Origin of the sequence: Sphingomonas sp. 1185 (genome assembly GCF_040544655.1) — a bacterium.
Lineage (GTDB): Bacteria > Pseudomonadota > Alphaproteobacteria > Sphingomonadales > Sphingomonadaceae > Sphingomonas.
In genome coordinates this window covers 1-17,124 of the sequence record NZ_JBEPKL010000041.1, presented here as the reverse complement: position 1 = coordinate 17,124, position 17,124 = coordinate 1, and the positions used below count along the sequence as shown (strand labels likewise).

Genomic DNA, 17,124 nt, shown 5'->3' with positions numbered 1-17,124 from the left:
GACACAATCGGGACCACATGGCGCCCTGCCCTGGTCGAGCCCCACCCCGGCCCGGACCACCGCAAGGAACATGCGGTGAGAAATAGGGTTCGCGCCAGGATCGACCCACCCCCGGCCATCCCGCGCCATCGCACCAGCATATTATCGAATCATCACATGCCTCCCATTGGGCAGGCATTTTGGGCTCTATAATCTAAATCAACGTTTAATGGCCGCGCCGGCCGCCTCCATCTGCGGTTCGGTGGTGGAGCTAGTCGCGGTGCAGCCAGCCTTCTTCCCTCTCTCTTGGACAGGCGAGAGGGTTAGCGAAGCTTGCCAGCCTGCTGGCTAGCGCAGCTTGGGTGAGGGGTTGAGCGAGCCCAAAGGCTCGCACGCTCGCGGAGCGAGCGCCCACCCCTCACCCAGCTCCGACTAAGCCTTTGCTCTCGCAAAGACCAAGTCTGCGCAACCCTCTCCCCTCTGCGAGGGGCGAGGGAAGGGAAGGCATCGCCGAATGGCGATCGGCCCTAGTCGGGCCGACGCATCTCGAAGCGGGCCGCCTCGGTCACCTCGAAATAATCGACCGGGCCGCCGCCGCGCAGGATCGGGCGGGCGCGGGCGGTCTGGTAGATTCCGTTCTCGATCAGATCGGCGGCGATATGGATGCCCACCGCCTCGCCGATGACCAGCCACTGGTCGAGCGCGCGCCCTTCCTTGGTCTCCAGCCGGACGAGCTGGGTCAGGCGGCATTCGAACGACACCGGGCTCTGGGCGACGCGCGGCGCGGCGACCAGCCGCCCGTCCTCCGCCGCCACGCCCGCCAGCGCGAATTCGTCCACCTCCGCCGGGACATGCGATGCACTGGCATTCATCGCATCGGCCAGCGCCATGGTGGCCAGATTCCAGGTGAAGACCTTGGTCTCCGCGATATTGGCGACCGAGTCCTTCCACCCCTGCGACGAAAAGCCGATCAGCGGCGGACGGTAGTTGAAGACGTTGAAAAAGCTGTAGGGTGCCAGATTGTTGACCCCCGCCGACGACCGGCTGCCGATCCAGCCGATGGGCCGGGGGGCGACGATCGCGTTCAGGGGATCATGGGCCAGCCCATGGCCGTTGACGGGTTCGTAGAAATGCCAGTTGTCGATCATGGATGGTCACCGAAAGGGAGTGCGAATGGAAACCGGAACGCCGACCGAGCCGGAAAGACCCCGGGAGGGGCCCGGAACCGTCATCCGTCGTCATGGATGGGTGACGCGGGTCTGGCACTGGGTCAATGCGGTCGCGGTGCTGATCCTGCTGGGATCGGGGCTGGGCATCTCCAACGCGCATCCCCGGCTCTATTGGGGACGCTACGGCGCGAATTTCGACCACGCCTGGGCCAGCCTGCCGCATTTCCCCGGCTGGATCACGATTCCCGCGCGCTACAACCTGGCCATCTCGCGCCGCTGGCACCTGTTCTTCGCGCTGGTGCTGGGGTTCGGACTGCTCGCCTATATGATCGGGGGGCTGGCGACCCGGCATTTCCAGCGCGACCTGCGCATCCGGGCGCGCGAGCTGCGCGCCGCCGCGATCCGGGCGGACCTGGGGCGGCATCTGGCCTTTCGCTTTCATGACGAAAAGGACCCCCGCGCGTATAACCTGTTCCAAAAGCTCAGCTATGTGCTGGTCCTGTTCGTCGCATTGCCGCTCGCCATCCTGACCGGGATCGCACTGTCGCCGGGCATGAACGCCGCCTGGCCCTGGGTGCTGGAGATATTGGGCGGGCGGCAATCGGCGCGCTCGATCCATTTCATCACCGCCAGCGTGCTGGCGCTGTTCACCATCGTCCATCTCGTGCTGGTCATCCTGGCAGGCGCGGGCAACGAGATGCGCTCGATGATTACCGGCCGCTGGAGGGTTCCCGAATGAGCGCGCTGATTCGTCGCCGGACGATCCTGACCGGCGGGGCCGGGCTGTTGCTGGCCGGGTGCGACCGGATCATCGAGCAGCCCACCGCGCGCAGGATCCTGTTCGCGGGCGAGGATATGCAAAAGGGGTTGCAGCGGGCGCTGATGGACCGGGGCGCGCTGGCGCCGGAATATCGCCGCGACCAGATGTCGCCCTATTTCCGCACCAATGGCACGCGCGATCCGGGGACGCCCGAATATGCCGCGCTGGTGGCGAATCGCTTTCAGGACTGGCGGCTGAAGGTCGGCGGGCTGGTCGGCACCCCCCTCTCGCTCTCGCTGCGCCAGATCGGCGAGTTTCCGGCCCGCCGCCAGATCACCCGCCATGATTGCGTCGAGGGCTGGAGCGCGATCGGCGAGTGGATGGGCCCGATGCTGGGCAATGTGCTGAAGGCCGCGAACATCAGCAGCCGGGCGCGCTATGTCGTCTTCACCTGCGCCGATCTCTATGGCGGCCAGCCCTATTACGAATCGCTCGACCTGATCGACGCCTTCCACCCGCAGACCATCCTGGCCTGGGGCATGAACGGGCGGATGCTGGACGTCGGCCACGGCGCGCCCTTGCGCCTGCGGGTCGAGCGGCAGCTGGGCTACAAGCACGCCAAATATCTCATGGCGATCGATGCGGTCGAAAACCTGTCCAACATAGGTTTGGGCAAGGGCGGTTATTGGGAAGACCATGTCGATTATGACTGGTACGCCGGAATTTAAGGCACTAGTCGGTGCCATATGGCGCTGATCGATCTCTTTCTGTCGCGCGCGGTCCGCAAGGGCCGCCTGTCCCTCACCCATCATGACGGCACCGTCCGCGAATTCGGCACGCCCGATCCCGGTTATCCCGACGTCGCGATCCGCTTCACGGACTCGCGGGTGGCGGGGCAGATCGTGCGCAACCCCGCGCTGGCGGCGGGCGAATGTTTCATGGACGGTCGCCTGCTGGTCGAGAAGGGCGATGTCCGCGACCTGGTCGAACTGCTGACCGCCAACGACAAATGGGAAGCGGGCCGGGCCAATCTCAACCCGTCCTGGCTGGTGCGGGCGGCGGGCGCGGTCAAGCACCGGGTCGACCGGATCAACATGGAGCGGCGGTCGAAGAAGAACGTCGCGCATCATTACGACCTGTCGGGCACGCTGTACGAACTCTTCCTCGACACCGACAAGCAATATAGCTGCGCCTATTTCACCGACCCGCAGAACGACCTGGAGCGGGCCCAGCGCGACAAGAAGGCGCATATCGCCGCCAAGCTGGCGATCGAGCCGGGGATGAAGGTCCTCGACATCGGCTGCGGCTGGGGCGGCATGGCGCTGTACCTCCACCAGAAATGCGGTGCCGAGGTGCTGGGCGTCACCTTGTCCGAGGAACAGCTGAAGGTCGCGCGCGCGCGGGCCGAGGCGCTGGGCGTGTCGGACAAGGTGAAGTTCGAGCTGATCGACTATCGCCGGGTGGAGGGGCGGTTCGACCGCATCGTCTCGGTCGGCATGTTCGAGCATGTCGGCCCGCCGCAATACCGGACGTTCTTCCGCAAGTGCCGCGACCTGCTGACCGAGGACGGGGTGATGCTGCTCCACACCATCGGGCGCTTGAGCGGACCGGGCGTCACCGACGACTGGACGACCAAATATATCTTCCCCGGCGGCTATAATCCGGCCTTGTCCGAGATCGTGCGCGCGCAGGAGGGCATGCGCATGTTCCTGACCGATGTGGAGGTGCTGCGCTGTCATTATGGCTGGACGCTCGACATCTGGTACGAGCGGACGGTGGCGGCGAAGGACCGGATCGTCGATCTGTATGACGAGCGTTTCTACCGCATGTGGCTCTTCTATCTGGCGGGCGCGGGCGCGGCGTTCCGCAACGGGGGCCTGTGCAACTATCAGGTCCAGTTGACGCGCGGCCGCCTGTCGGTGCCGGTCACGCGCGACTACATGTTCGAGGGCGAACGCGCGCTGCGGGACTGAAGTCCCCCTTCTTCCCCTCTCCCCTCTGCGAGGGGCGAGGGAAGGAATGGCATCGCTGAACGTCGATCGTCCCTAGCGCGGGGCCAGCCGTCGGATGTCCAGCACATCGACCCCGGCCAGCGTGACCGGCCCGAACCGGCCGCCCGCTTCGGCGATGATCCCCTGCGCGGTGGAGCGGACCCGCGTCCACGGGATTTCCTGCACCACCAGCCGACGTCCGCGCAGCTTGATCGCCGCGACCCGGCCATCGGTCGCCACCGCCAGCGCACCCTGCCCGTCGGCGCCGACCACCGCGCCCGACACCGCGAAGCCTGCCAGCGCCGCCTCGGCCGCCGCGGCGACCTCCTCGGGCGAGCCGACGCGCCGGTCGCGGCGGCGGCGGACCAGCCAGCCGATCCCGACGCCGCCCAGGGCCATGCCGACGCCCGCCCCGGCGAGCGCCCAGCCCGCCAGCGTGCCGGTGACGGGCAGGATCATCCCGCCGCGCCCGACAAGGCTTCCAGCGTCGGGCGAAGGCCGGACAGGTCATAGCCCGCGCCCTCGGCCTGCATGACGATCAGCGTGGGATTGCGCCCCGCCTTCGCCGCCGCCAGCGCCCACAAATTGCAGCTGCGCGTGCCCGAGCGGCAAAACGCCAGCACCGGCCCCTTGGCCTCGACCAGCGCCTGGGTCATCTGGTCGACCATCTCGTGGCTGAACCCGCCCGGCGTCACCGGGATGGCGGTATAGGCCAGCCCCTGATCCTCCGCCGCGGCCCGGATCGCGTCGCCGGTCGGCTGGCCGGGCTCCTCGCCATCGGGACGGTTGTTGACGATGGCGGTATAGCCCGCCGCCTTGATCGCCGCGACATCCTCGGGAAGGATCTGGGGGGCGACGGCGACGCTTTCGTTCAGAGGACGGATCATGCGGCTCACCTATTCAATGGGCCGTTTCACCGCAACATGCGACACGCCCCATTCCTGTCGAAAAGACGCATCACCGTACGCATGGCTCCGTCGCGAGGGGAACATCCGCGCCCGCGCCACGTCTGGCCATGGTGTATCGTTTGCAGGAGGCCCGTCCATGTCGCTGATCGATCGTCGCCAGGGGCTATGGGGTCTGGCCGCATTGGGCATCGCCACCACCCTGCCGCTGGCCTGGCGCCGCGCCCAGGCCGCCGCCCCCGTCCGGCCGGGCACGCTGGTCGTGGTCGAGAAGGGCGCGGGCCGCGTCGCCTTCTACGGCGTGCCCGACGGGCGCCCGCTGGGCAGCGTCGCGCTGGGCGTGCAGCCGCACGAGATGGTCGCCGACCCCGCCGGCCGCTTCGCCTATGTCGGCGGTTACGGGGTCAAGGGCTGGCAGGCGGCGGGCGAAGGCGGGCATCAGCTCTGGGTGATCGACCTCCAGCAGCGGCGTCTGGCGCGGACGATCGACATGGCGCCCTATCGCCGCTGGCACGGCATGCGGACGGATGCGAGCGGAAGGCTCTATGCGCTGTCCGAAACCGACAGCGTGCTGGCCCGGTTCGACCGCCCCGCCACCGCCGAGACGCCCGACCGGATCATCCCGGTCGGCGGCGCGCGCAGCCATTATTTCGTGGTGAAGCCCGATGGCAGCCGCGCCTATGTCGCCGATACGATGAGCGGCATGGTCATCATGGTGAACCCCGACGATGCCAGCTTCGCGCCGGTCAAGCAGCATATCGGCGCCGCGCCCGAGGGACTGGCGCTCAGCCCCGATACGCGCACCCTCTATGTCGTCGACCGTCCGGCGGGCATCCTCCATGCCCTCGACGCGGTCACGCTCCAGCCGCGCGCCCGCACGACCCTGCGCGGCGAGGCGGTGCGGGTGATCGTGCAGGGTGACGGCCGCCTGATCGTTTCGAACCCGGCCGACAAGAGCCTGACCCGCCACAACCCCGCCACCCTGGCCGAGGAAGCCCGGCTGCCCCTGCCCGCCGCCGCGCCGGGGCTGAACCTGCCCGATGGCGGGTCGGTCCTCTATGCCGCGCTGGACGACGACCGGATCGCGATGATCGATCTGGCGCGCTGGCAGGTCATCGGCACCTTCGCGACCGGCGATGCGCCCGACACGGCGGTTCTGCTGTGACGTGCGCGATCCGGTCACCGGCTCTTTGCCTGACCGCCGCTTTGCGGTAGCGGTGCGGGGATGGCGGCCAAAATCTCCTGCGATGTTGCGATCATTGGCGCGGGGCTGGCGGGCGGCCTGATCGCGCTGGCGCTGAAGGCACGCCACCCGTCGATGGACGTGCGCCTGGTCGATGCGGGCGAGACGATCGGCGGCAACCATCTCTGGTCCTTCTTCGGCAGCGACGTCGCCAAGCGCGACCGCTGGATCGTCGAGCGGGTCGTGGCGCATGGCTGGCGCAGCTATGACGTGGCCTTCCCCGCCCATGCCCGCACGCTCGACCAGACCTATTATTCGATCGAGAGCCACCGGCTCGACGCCGAGGTGCGCCGCGTCCTCCCCCCGGAGGCGCTGATCCTGGGGCGCAAGGTGCTGGCGGTATCGGCCACCGCGGCGGTCTTCGCCGATGGCGACCGGGTGGAGGCGACCGGCGTCATCGACGCACGCGGCGCGGGCGACCTGTCGGCGCTGTCGTGCGGATGGCAGAAATTCGTCGGGCAGGAGCTGCAATTGGCGCGCCCGCATGGCTGCGAAAGGCCGGTGGTGATGGACGCCACCGTCAAGCAGGTCGACGGCTATCGCTTCGTCTATGCGCTGCCCTTCGCCGAGGACCGGATCTTCGTCGAGGACACCTATTACTCGACCTCCTCCGAGCTGAACCGCCGTGCGATCGTCCAGCGGATCGAGCGTTACGCCGACAGCCGCGGCTGGATCACGCAGGCCGTCGTGCGCGAGGAGGCGGGGGTGCTGCCGGTCGCGATGGGCGGCGATTTCGACGGGTATTGGCGCAGCGGCGGAGCCCGGACGCCCAAGGCCGGGATGCGCGCCGGGCTGTTCCACCCGACCACCGGCTATTCACTGCCCGATGCGATCCGCATGGCCGCGATGCTGGCCGAACGCCGCGACTTTGCCGGGGCCGATCTGCACGACGCGACCTATCGCATGGCGCGCGCGGCCTGGGACGCGCGCGGCTTCTACCGGATGCTCGACACGATGTTGTTCAAGGCCGCCGAGCCCGATGAGCGATACCGTGTCCTCGAACGTTTCTATCGACTCCCGCCCGACCTGATCGGGCGCTTCTATGCGGGGCAATCGACCATGGCCGACAAGGCACGAATTCTGACCGGACGGCCGCCGGTGCCGATCCTGCGCGCCATCGCCGCGCTGCGCGGCCATTCGGGGGGCCGCGCATGAAGACCGCGGTCGTCATCGGATCGGGCTTTGGCGGCCTGGCGCTGGCCATCCGCCTGCAATCGGCGGGCGTGCAGACCACCATCGTCGAGGCACGGGACAAGCCCGGCGGGCGTGCCTATTATTGGGAGCGCGACGGCTTCACCTTCGATGCGGGTCCGACGGTCATCACCGATCCGTCCTGCCTGGAGGAATTATGGGCGCTGACCGGGCGCACCATGTCCGAGGACGTACAGCTCGATCCCGTCAGCCCCTTCTACCGGCTGAACTGGGTCGACGGCACCAATTTCGACTATAGCAACGACGACACCCAGCTGCGCTCGGAAATTGCCAAGCTGAACCCCGACGATATCGCGGGCTATGGCCGGTTCCTGGACTATGCGGCAGGCGTCTATCGCGAAGGCTATGAGAAGCTCGGCCATGTCGCGTTCCTCGACTTCGCATCGATGATCAAGGCCGCGCCCTCGCTGATGAAATATCAGGCGTGGAATTCGGTCTACACGATGGTGTCGAAGTTCGTGCAGTCGGAAAAGCTGCGCCAGGCGCTGTCCTTCCACACGCTGCTGGTCGGCGGCAATCCGATGACGACCAGCGCCATCTATGCGCTGATCCACAAGCTGGAGCGCGACGGCGGCGTCTGGTTCGCGCGCGGCGGCACCAACCGGCTGGTGGCAGGCATGGTCGCGCAGTTCGAGCGGATCGGCGGCGTGCTGCGGCTGGGCGACCCCGTCACCCGGATCGAGACGCTGGGCGACCGCGCGACCGGCGTGGTGACGAAGAGCGGCCTGACCATCCAGGCGGATGCGGTCGCGACCAATGCCGACATCATGCACAGCTATCGCGACCTGCTGTCCGACAACCGCTCGGCGCGGCGGACGGTCAATGCGCTGGAGCGCAAGCGCTACTCGCCGTCGCTGTTCGTCGTCCATTTCGGGATCAAGGGCGCATGGCCGGGCATCCCGCACCACATGATCCTGTTCGGTCCGCGCTATAAGGGCCTGCTGACCGACATCTACGATACCGGCGTGCTGTCGGAGGATTTCTCGCTCTATCTCCACCACCCGACCGTAACCGATCCCAGCCTGGCGCCGGAGGGCCATTCGACCTTCTATGCGCTGGCTCCGGTGCCGCACATGGGCAAGTTCCCGATGAACTGGGACGAGGTCGGGCCGATCCTGGAGAAGCGCATCCTGGATGAAGTAGGCCGCCGCCTGATCCCCGACATCCACGAACGGATCGTGACCAAATTCCATTATGCGCCGTCGGACTTCGCCACCGATCTCAACGCGCATATGGGCTCGGCCTTCTCGCTCGAACCGATCCTGACCCAGAGCGCCTTTTTCCGGGTCCACAATCGCGACGATTCGATCCCGAACCTGTATTTCGTCGGCGCAGGGACCCATCCGGGCGCGGGGATTCCCGGCGTGGTCGGAAGCGCCAAGGCGACGGCGGCGCTGATGCTGGAGCGGAAGTAACCCGCCTCCGTTCAGCCTGAGCATAGGCGAAGGCCATGGGATGACTCGGCAGAGCACTCATGGGTGAGCGCAGCACGTAGCCTTCGACTTCGCTCGGGCTGAATGGAGGGCGGGCAATCCGGCCTCTATTTAGCCTTTTCACTAATTAGCCTTTATGCTAAACACTGGATATGGACCCGGTGTTCGAAGCCCTCGCCCATCCCACGCGCCGCCGCATCCTGGAGATGCTGCGTGGCGGGGGTATGTCCGCCGGTGCGATCGCCGATGCCTTCGACGTGTCTCGCCCCACCATGTCGGCGCATTTTGCCAAGCTGAAGGCCGCCGGCCTGATCCAGGCGGAGCAGCAGGGGACCAGCATATTCTACACGCTCAACCTGTCGATGCTGGAGCAGGTGTTGATGGGTTTCATGACCCGGCTGGGCGTGGGCGAAGACGATAGCAAGGGAGCGAAATCATGTCCTTCCGTCCGTTGATCGTCGCGTCCGCCATGGTGGCGGGGGGCATGGCGGCGGTGTCCGCGCTGGCGCTGACGCAGGTTGCGCCGGGCACGTTGCTGCCTACCCACTGGAACGCCGCCGGGCAGGCCGATCGCTTCACCGAGCCGGGCTATGCGCTGGTCCTGCCGGTGGTGCTGGTCATCATCCTGTCTGCGTTCATGGCCAGCCTGCCCCGGATCGAGCCACTGCAACGCGATATGGAGGGTAGTGCACCGCTGCTCCGTACCGTCTGGGCGGGATTGCTGGCCCTGTTCATCGGGGTCGAGGCGATGGTTGCGGGCCCCGTGCTGGGCTGGGCGCCGTCCCGCACCCTGATTCCGATCGCGCTGGGCCTGTTCCTGATCGCGGTCGGCAATATGCTGCCCAAGTCGCGGCCGGGCTTCTTCGTCGGCATCCGTACGCCCTGGACGATCATCGACACCGACACCTGGATCGCGACCCACCGCCTGGGCGGATGGTTGTTCGCGGTGGCGGGTGCGGTCGTCGCCCTGAGCGCCTTGCTGCCGATCGGTGACGATAGCAAGACGCGGCTCGCGCTGACGGCGCTGCTCGGGGCAACACTGGTCCCGATCGTCTTTTCCTATCTCCATTGGCGCATGAGACGCGCGCACTGATCCGATGTTGAGCGGCGATGACGGGCCACCTGCTGCCCGCCCATCAGGATGAGGGAAAAGATTTGCGAAGCCGAGGCCTCGTGCGGGTGCTCGTCCGATCCGGCCTTTATTGCGCCACGATCCACAGCAATGTTGCCGATACGCAACATTACGGGAGAGAGCGTTCGTGGCAGTTGACTTTTCCAAGATTGCCATTCTTTCGCTCACAACCTTCGGAGTTGCGGCGTCCTCGCCCCCTCAGGAGCGGGTTGTCGCGCCGGATGGGCTGGAACTGATCACAATCAACGGCGTCACGCGCATCGTCCGCATCGATCCGGGCGTTCCGGCCATGCCCCTCATCACCCAGGAATTCGCCGAAGCGGCGGGTATGAAAGCGGGCATGATCGGCGTCGGCTATGGCGTGGGGCCCAAGCTGATCGCAGGTCGCACCGCCGTGGCACGGGTCACGTTCGGCTCGGAAAAGCCACAGAAGCGGCGGATCGGTTTTACCCCACAGCCCTTCGCCACGGGAGTTGCGGGAGTCTTCGGGCCAGGCAGTCTTCCCGAACCCGTCATCCGCTTCCGTCTGCGCGAACCGGTCGCCGGGGAACGCACGATCGCCTTTCCCATGGTCGACCAAGGCGATTTGTTCGGCGGCTGGGCCGAGCGGTTCGCAACCATCATGGTGGAGGGAGAGCCGCTGCGCATCCGCTTCGATCCGCACCATCCCAACACCCTGGCCAATGCGGGCGCGGCGGTGCGGCTGGCCCGCGCCTATGGCGGCAGTTTGACCGGGTCGACCCGCACGACCGAGATCGCCTTCGGCGTCGAGCGCCCGATCCGCACCATGACGCTGGCGACCCCGCTAATCGTCGGGCCGCTCACCATAGGATCATTGGGCGTGCGGACTACCGACAATGGTAAGACGGATAGCATCGCCGACGCCGACAAAGCCGTCGACCCCAATGAGGTCGTGGTAACCGGCAAGGGCAAGCACGACATCAAGCGCGATCGCCTGTCGATCGGCGCGGACCGGCTCGACCGCTGCTCGTCGATCGTGTTCGACAAGCCCGCCCATCAGATACGGCTTAGCTGTCGCTGACATCGCCTAGGCCAGCAGCGCGTCGGTTTCCTCGGCCTGCTCGACCTCGGCGGCCTGGCGGGTCCACATCTCGGCATAGAGGCCGCCCCAGGCCAGCAATTCGCCATGCGTGCCCCGCTCCGCCACGCGACCGCCGTCGAGGACGACGATCTGGTCGGCATGGACGATGGTCGACAGCCGGTGCGCGATGACCAGGGTCGTGCGCCCGCGCTCGATCGCCTGGAGCGTCGCCAGGATATCCGCCTCGGTCCGGCTGTCGAGCGCGCTGGTCGCTTCGTCCAGGATCAGGATGGGCGGATCTTTCAATAGGGTGCGCGCGATCGCCACGCGCTGCTTCTCGCCGCCCGACAGCTTCAACCCGCGCTCGCCCACCCGCGTCGCATAGCCCTGGGGCTGGCGTTCGATGAAGTCGGCGATGGCGGCGCCCTTCGCCGCGCGCTCCACCTCGGCCTGGTCCGAGCCTTCGCGGCCATAGCCGATATTATAGCCGATCGTGTCGTTGAACAGCACCGTGTCCTGCGGCACGATCCCGATCGCGGCGCGCAAGCTATCCTGCGTGACGGCGCCGACCGCCTGCCCGTCGATGGTGATCGCGCCCTGGTTCACATCATAGAAGCGATAGAGCAGCCGCGCGAGCGTCGACTTGCCCGCCCCCGACGGCCCCACCACCGCGCAGGTGGTCCCCGCCGGAATGTCCAGCGTCAGCCCCTTCAGGATGGGCCGGTCGGGTTCATAGCCGAAGACCACCCGGTCGAAGCGGACATGCCCGCCCGTGACGGCCAGCGGCGCCGCGCCGGGGGCGTCGACCACCTCGGCGGGCGTGTCGATCAGGTCGAACATCGCGCCCATGTCGATCACCCCCTGGCGGATGGTGCGATAGACCATGCCGAGCAGGTCGAGCGGGCGGAACAGCTGCGACAACAGGGTCGAGACGAACACCACGTCGCCCGGCGAGGCCGCACCCCGGCTCCATTCGCGCACGACCCAGGCCATGGCGAAGCCCAGCATCAGGCTGGTGATCGCGGCCTGCCCGACGTTCAGCCAGGCCAGCGAATTCTCCGACTTGGTCGCGGCGCGCGCATAGGCCGCGACGCCATTCTCGTACCGCTTCGCCTCGCGCTCCTCGGCGTTGAAATATTTGACCGTCTCGAAGTTCAGCAGCGAGTCGACCGCATGCGCGACCGCGCCGGTGTCGAGGTCGTTCATCCGGGTGCGCAGCGCATTGCGCCAGTCGGTCACCTTGCGGGTGAAGACGATATAGCCGACCACCATCACCAGCGTGGTGACGACCAGCACCGGCCCGAAGCTGCGCCCGAAGATCGTCAGCACCAGCCCCAGTTCCAGCACCGTCGGGGCGATGTTGAACAGCAGGAAATAGAGCATGGTGTCGATGCTCTTGGTCCCGCGCTCGACCACCTTGGTCACCGCGCCCGTCCGCCGCTCCAGATGGAAGCGCAGCGACAGCCGGTGGAGATGGCGGAAGACGTCGGCGGACAGCCGCCGGGTCGCGTCCTGCCCCACCGTCTCGAACACCGCGTTGCGCAGATTGTCGAACAGCGTCGTGCCGAACCGCGCCGCCGCATAGCCGACGACGAGGAGGACGACGAGCATCGTCGCGCTCCGGTCCCCGCCCGCCATCCGGTCGATCGCATATTTCAGCGTATAGGCCGCACCCAGCACCTGGATCAGCTTGGACACCACGACCAGCGCCATCGCCCCCACGATCCGCGCGCGCAGGGCAGGCGCTCCGGCAGGCCAGAGATAGGGGAGGAAACGGCGAAGCGTCGGGATCAGCGGCCGGTCGGGCGCACCGGCGGTAGGGTCGAGTGGCGGCATGTCGACCCCATGTCGGCGGAACGGGGGCGAAGTTCAATGGGGGCTGTCGAGGGGAGATCGCGGAGGCGTAGCCGGCAGCGTTCCCTCCCCCATCCCCTCCCGCCTGCGGGAGGGGAGCGGCCAGGGGCGCCCGTTCGCACTTTACCGAGAAGCAAGGTCTGCGGGCAACGGCATGTCCTGTAAGACTCCCCTCCCGCAGGCGGGAGGGGTTGGGGGAGGGCAAGGGGTCTCACCGAGCCCCCGCCAGCCTTCACAATCCCTTCACGAACTCCGCCCCATGCTTCACCTGCGCGGTCGAGGCCTTCAGCGTATCCCCGACCGGCTCGGCACGGCCCCCCAGGCACGGGCCCAGGAAATTCTCCGCCACCGCGTTGAAGGCGATGTTGTTGGCGGGCCGGGCAAAGCCATGCCCTTCGTCGGGGAAGAGGACATAGGTGACGGGGATGTTCTTCGCCGCCATCGCCGAGACGATCTGGTCGCTCTCCGCCACATTGACGCGCGGATCGTTGGCGCCCTGCCCGATCAGCAGCGGCTTCTTGATCCGGTCGACAAAGGTCAGCGGCGAACGCTCCTTGAGCAGCGCGCGGCCTTCCTCGGTCGTGGGGTCGCCCATCCGCTTGTAGAATTGCTGCTTGCCCGCTTCCCAATAGGGCGGGATCGTCTTCAGCAGCGTGAACAGGTTCGACGGGCCGACGATATCGACGCCGCACGCGAACTTGTCCGGGGTGAAGGTCAGGCCCGCCAGCGTCGCATAGCCGCCATAGGAGCCGCCCATGATCGCCACCTTGTCGGGCACGGCCACGCCCTGCTTGACCGCCCAGTCGACCGCGTCGATCAGGTCGTCATGCATCTTGCGGCCCCATTGCAGGTCGCCCGCCGAGATGAAGTTCTTCCCGAAGCCGGTCGAGCCGCGATAATTGACCGACAGCACCGCATAGCCGCGATTGGCGAGCCACTGGTGATAGCCATTATAGCCATAGCCGTCGCGCGCCCAGGGTCCGCCATGGACGAACAGCACCATCGGCACCGGCCCGGTCACGCCCTTGGGCCTGGTCAGGTACGACACCAGCGTCAGCCCGTCGCGCGCGGGGATCTCCACCGCCTCCATCGGCACCAGCGGCGCATCGGCCAGCTCGGGGCGGCTGACATAGAGTTGGGTCAGCTTCTTCGCCTTGCGATCGTACAGCCAGGTCGAGGCGGGGGCAGTGACGGGATCGAAGGTCACCAGCCATTTGTCGTCGGCATCGGTGCGCGACCCGATCGCGAACTCGCCCTTGTTCTGCGCCTTCAGAAAGGCGAGGTCGGCCTTCACCGCATCGCCGACCGGCACATAGTCGCGCTTCAGGTAATTGACCGAATAAGCCTCGACCCGGCCGGTCCTGGGATTGAACAGCCCGCCGCCGACATCGGCCTTGGGGCTTTCGCCGATCACGGCCATCTTGCCGCTGCCCATGTCCTGCGCCATCAGCGCGGCGGTGTTCCGGCCCCGGCTGTCCATCCAGTAGAGCGTCTTGCCGTCCACCGTGAAGCCCAGCGGCGAGGTGGTCAGCGAATCGTCCAGCCCGAACTGCACGACCGGCGTCGCCTCGACGGTGGTGCCGTTGACCCGGTAATAGTCGGAACCGCCATCGGGCCGCGCCTTGGCCGCCATGCGCAGGTGCAGCTGGTCGTCGGCCAGGAACCCGGCATAGCCGTCATTCTGCATCACCTTGGTCAGCGCGCCGGTGGTCAGGTTCAGCTCGTACACGTCATGCCAGCGCGGATCGCGATTGTTGACGCCGACCAGGATACGGTCCTTGATCGTCTCGCTGGTGCCGACGATCTGGACGCGCGTCTTCTCGAACGGGGTCAGCGCCTTTTGCTCGCCGGTCGCGACATTGACGCCGTAGAGCAGGAAATTCTCGTCGCCGCCCTTGTCGTTGACGAACAGGATCGACTTGGAATCGGGCGACCAGAAGGCCTGACGGATCGGCCGCCCCTTCTCGGCAGTCAGCGGTTTGGCCTGGTCGGGCGTGGCGATCGGCGCGACCCAGACGTTGAGCACCCCGTCGCGCGGCGCGATGAAGCTGATCCACTGGCCGTCGGGGGACAGCTGGCCGCCGACCTTGGTCGGATTGCCGAACAGCTTGGCACGCTCGATCAGCGGCACGTCCGCCGCCATCGCCGATTGCGCCACCATCATCGCGGCTCCGGCCGCCAGCAAAGCCTTGAACACCATATCATGCTCCCACCCTATGACTGTATTGGTGAAGCATGACACCGCTGTCGCCATCCGACAAGCGCGATTTTGGAACCGCTGGCCGCCGCTAAGAGTTTTCAGGACCAAGTGGAGGCGGTGATATGCAGCCGATTTTCTATGTGATGGCGATCCTGGGCTGCGGCGACGGCAGCACCGATTGCACCGAGGCCCGAATGGTCCCCGCGCGCTACGAAACCATGGCCCAGTGCCGCGCCGATCTGGCCAACCGGATCGCCGCCAACACCGACGTCCCCTTCCCCGTCATCGGCGCGGATTGCCGCCGGGTCGGCGCGCAAATGGCGAAGGCCGAGCGCAAGCCGTCGCGGGGGTGAAGGCTCCCACGCCGTTCAGCCTGAGCGGGATATGAGATCAGCGGAGGGAGCGGATCAGCGCGGCCGGGTCCATAAAGTCGGGTCGCGCGGGACGATCGTCATGCCGCCCCGGCGCGCCGCCTTTACGCTCGCCGCCGCCATGAAACGCAGCTTCTCCGCCTTGCTGGTCCCGACCCGCGTGTCCCAGGCCCGCCGTCCGCGCCGGGCGACCTTGCGCCCGATCGCGCCATAGATCGCCGCCGCCGACAGCACCGCCCAGGCCGAGCGATAGGAAAGCGCGGGCGTCCCCATCCGCGCGCTCGCCTCGAACCGCGCCGCCTGGTCGGTCAGGCGGCGGGCCAGCGCGCTCAGCCCCGGCCGGTGCGAGGGCGCCATGATCGCGTCGGGCGCGATGCTCTTATAGGCCAGCCACTGGCGCGGCAGGTAATGCCGCCCCGCGCCCGCATCCTCGGCGATGTCGCGCGCGATATTGGCGAGCTGGAACGCCATCCCCAGGTCGCAGGCCCGGTCGAGCACCGCCTCGTCATCGGGCGCCACGCCCATCGTCACCGCCATCATGCAGCCGACGACGCCCGCGACATGATAGCAATAGCGATAGAGATCGTCGTCGCTGTCGGGCCGCCAGTCCTCGGCATCCAGCGCGAAGCCCGCGATCAGGTCGCGCGGCCAGCGATGCGGCATGCCCGTCTCCGCCGCCACGACGCGCAACGCGTCGAACGCCGGATCGCCCACGACCCGCCCCGCCAGCGCCGCCTCGGTCTTGTCGGTCAGCTCGGCCAGCCGCGCGGGCGCATCGGCGACGCGGGTCATGCCATGGCCGTGATCTTGCCCGTCGGCGATGTCGTCGCAGCGACGGCACCAGGCATAGAGCAGCCAGGCGCGCTCGCGCGTCGCGGGATCGAACAACAGGCTAGCCGCCGCGAAACTCTTCGAGCCCTTCGCGATCGATTCGCGCGCCACCGCGACCAGCCTTGCACGCTCGTCGGGGTCGGCGGCGTGGTTCACAGATCGTCCGCGTTCATGCGCACGATCGGCTGGGTCGGGACATGCGCGGTCATCTTGGCCAGCAACCCGTCGAGCGTGGTATCGACGATCAGCAGCTCGCGGTGCTGCGGCCGGAGGAACCCGACCTCGCCCATCTTGTCCCAGAAGGCGACGAGATGATCGTAATAGCCGCCCGTGTTGAGCAGCCCGACCGGATCGGCATGATAGCCCAGCTGCGCCCAGCTCAGCGCTTCCCACAGCTCGTCCATCGTGCCGGTGCCGCCCGCGATGGTGATGAAGCCGTCGGACAGGTCGGTGAACGCCTTCTTGCGCTCGTGCATGCCGGGCACGACGTGCAGCTCCGTCAGGCCGCGATGCGCGACCTCGGCATCGACCAGCGCCTGCGGGATGATGCCGATCACCTCGCCCCCGGCCGCCAGCGCCGCATCGGCGACCGCGCCCATCAGGCCCAGCCGTCCGCCGCCATAGACGACGCCGATTCCCCGCTCCGCCAGCCCGCGCCCGACGCTCCGCGCCATTTCGATATAAAGGGGATCGCTGGGGGTCGCCGACCCGCAATAAATGGCCAATCGCTTCATGGTGACGAGCGCTAGGCGATGGGGCGGGACGGGGCAAGCAGGTTACGGCGAACCGCCTGCCCCTGCCCGCCGACCATCCGTACCGCATGAAAAAACGGGCGACGCGGTCACCCCGCATCGCCCGCCAGATCCATCGGACTGGGTCGGATCATCATTCAGGATGGCTTCTTCTCTCCCTCTCCCCTGGACAGGGGAGAGGGTTAGCGAAGCTTGCCAGCCTGCTGGCTAGCGCAGCTTGGGTGAGGGGTTGAGCGAGCCCATAGGCTCG

General features: G+C 67.3%; 17 protein-coding genes. 10 read left to right on the top strand and 7 right to left on the bottom strand.

Annotated elements, in window-relative coordinates; genetic code table 11:
- Positions 1-506: 506 nt before the first annotated feature.
- Positions 507-1,127, bottom strand: a complete 621-nt coding sequence (locus tag ABIC44_RS18445) for a flavin reductase family protein (protein ID WP_354296871.1) — start codon at positions 1,125-1,127, stop codon at positions 507-509.
- A 25-nt stretch (positions 1,128-1,152) separates the two neighbouring features.
- On the opposite strand from ABIC44_RS18445, the gene ABIC44_RS18440 reads away from it, so the two are divergent.
- From ABIC44_RS18440 to ABIC44_RS18430, 3 genes are read left to right on the top strand one after another with little or no spacing between them, the layout of a single operon-like run.
- Positions 1,153-1,887, top strand: a complete 735-nt coding sequence (locus ABIC44_RS18440; RefSeq protein WP_354296870.1) for a cytochrome b/b6 domain-containing protein — start codon at positions 1,153-1,155, stop codon at positions 1,885-1,887.
- Complete coding sequence (locus ABIC44_RS18435) at positions 1,884-2,636, top strand: molybdopterin-dependent oxidoreductase (protein ID WP_354296869.1); 753 nt, start codon at positions 1,884-1,886, stop codon at positions 2,634-2,636. Before ABIC44_RS18440 ends, ABIC44_RS18435 begins: the two co-directional genes overlap by 4 nt.
- 18 nt (positions 2,637-2,654) lie before the next feature.
- Positions 2,655-3,881, top strand: a complete 1,227-nt coding sequence (locus ABIC44_RS18430; protein ID WP_354296868.1) for a class I SAM-dependent methyltransferase — start codon at positions 2,655-2,657, stop codon at positions 3,879-3,881.
- Between the two features lie 72 nt (positions 3,882-3,953).
- On the opposite strand, the gene ABIC44_RS18425 is transcribed toward ABIC44_RS18430, so the two are convergent.
- A complete protein-coding gene (locus tag ABIC44_RS18425) occupies positions 3,954-4,358 on the bottom strand; it encodes a hypothetical protein (protein ID WP_354296867.1) in 405 nt (134 codons plus the stop codon).
- Positions 4,355-4,786 (bottom strand): protein tyrosine phosphatase family protein, encoded by a 432-nt coding sequence (locus tag ABIC44_RS18420; RefSeq protein ID WP_307101161.1) that lies wholly within the window; start codon positions 4,784-4,786, stop codon positions 4,355-4,357. Before ABIC44_RS18420 ends, ABIC44_RS18425 begins: the two co-directional genes overlap by 4 nt.
- A gap of 157 nt (positions 4,787-4,943) precedes the next feature.
- Here ABIC44_RS18420 and ABIC44_RS18415 point away from each other — a divergent pair, with 157 nt between their 5' ends.
- The 6 genes from ABIC44_RS18415 to ABIC44_RS18390 all read left to right on the top strand — a co-directional run bounded on the left by ABIC44_RS18415 (position 4,944) and on the right by ABIC44_RS18390 (position 10,866).
- Positions 4,944-5,969 carry a twin-arginine translocation pathway signal protein gene (locus tag ABIC44_RS18415; protein ID WP_354296866.1) on the top strand — a complete coding sequence of 342 codons (1,026 nt, stop codon included), beginning with the start codon at positions 4,944-4,946 and terminating at the stop codon, positions 5,967-5,969.
- A 60-nt stretch (positions 5,970-6,029) separates the two neighbouring features.
- Positions 6,030-7,202 carry a lycopene beta-cyclase CrtY gene (crtY, locus tag ABIC44_RS18410; RefSeq protein WP_309697823.1) on the top strand — a complete coding sequence of 391 codons (1,173 nt, stop codon included), beginning with the start codon at positions 6,030-6,032 and terminating at the stop codon, positions 7,200-7,202.
- On the top strand, positions 7,199-8,674 hold the full coding sequence (locus tag ABIC44_RS18405) for a phytoene desaturase (protein WP_354296865.1): 1,476 nt from the start codon (positions 7,199-7,201) through the stop codon (positions 8,672-8,674). Before crtY ends, ABIC44_RS18405 begins: the two co-directional genes overlap by 4 nt.
- 170 nt (positions 8,675-8,844) lie before the next feature.
- Positions 8,845-9,147 carry a metalloregulator ArsR/SmtB family transcription factor gene (locus ABIC44_RS18400; RefSeq protein ID WP_309697827.1) on the top strand — a complete coding sequence of 101 codons (303 nt, stop codon included), beginning with the start codon at positions 8,845-8,847 and terminating at the stop codon, positions 9,145-9,147.
- Complete coding sequence (locus ABIC44_RS18395) at positions 9,129-9,785, top strand: SdpI family protein (protein ID WP_354296864.1); 657 nt, start codon at positions 9,129-9,131, stop codon at positions 9,783-9,785. The genes ABIC44_RS18400 and ABIC44_RS18395 overlap by 19 nt, the downstream gene beginning before the upstream one ends.
- Positions 9,786-9,894: 109 nt before the next feature.
- Complete coding sequence (locus tag ABIC44_RS18390) at positions 9,895-10,866, top strand: hypothetical protein (protein ID WP_354296863.1); 972 nt, start codon at positions 9,895-9,897, stop codon at positions 10,864-10,866.
- 6 nt (positions 10,867-10,872) lie between these two features.
- On the opposite strand, the gene ABIC44_RS18385 is transcribed toward ABIC44_RS18390, so the two are convergent.
- Together ABIC44_RS18385 and ABIC44_RS18380 are read right to left on the bottom strand one after the other, a co-directional pair.
- Complete coding sequence (locus ABIC44_RS18385; RefSeq protein WP_354296862.1) at positions 10,873-12,702, bottom strand: ABCB family ABC transporter ATP-binding protein/permease; 1,830 nt, start codon at positions 12,700-12,702, stop codon at positions 10,873-10,875.
- Positions 12,703-12,952: 250 nt separating this feature from the next.
- A complete protein-coding gene (locus tag ABIC44_RS18380; RefSeq protein ID WP_354296861.1) occupies positions 12,953-14,920 on the bottom strand; it encodes a S9 family peptidase in 1,968 nt (655 codons plus the stop codon).
- A gap of 122 nt (positions 14,921-15,042) precedes the next feature.
- Between ABIC44_RS18380 and ABIC44_RS18375 the strand changes: the two genes are divergently transcribed.
- A complete protein-coding gene (locus ABIC44_RS18375; protein WP_307101176.1) occupies positions 15,043-15,273 on the top strand; it encodes a hypothetical protein in 231 nt (76 codons plus the stop codon).
- Between the two features lie 54 nt (positions 15,274-15,327).
- On the opposite strand, the gene ABIC44_RS18370 is transcribed toward ABIC44_RS18375, so the two are convergent.
- A complete protein-coding gene (locus tag ABIC44_RS18370) occupies positions 15,328-16,278 on the bottom strand; it encodes a phytoene/squalene synthase family protein (RefSeq protein WP_354296860.1) in 951 nt (316 codons plus the stop codon).
- Positions 16,275-16,856 carry an LOG family protein gene (locus ABIC44_RS18365; protein WP_307101180.1) on the bottom strand — a complete coding sequence of 194 codons (582 nt, stop codon included), beginning with the start codon at positions 16,854-16,856 and terminating at the stop codon, positions 16,275-16,277. The genes ABIC44_RS18370 and ABIC44_RS18365 overlap by 4 nt, the downstream gene beginning before the upstream one ends.
- Between the last annotated feature and the right edge of the window lie 268 nt (positions 16,857-17,124).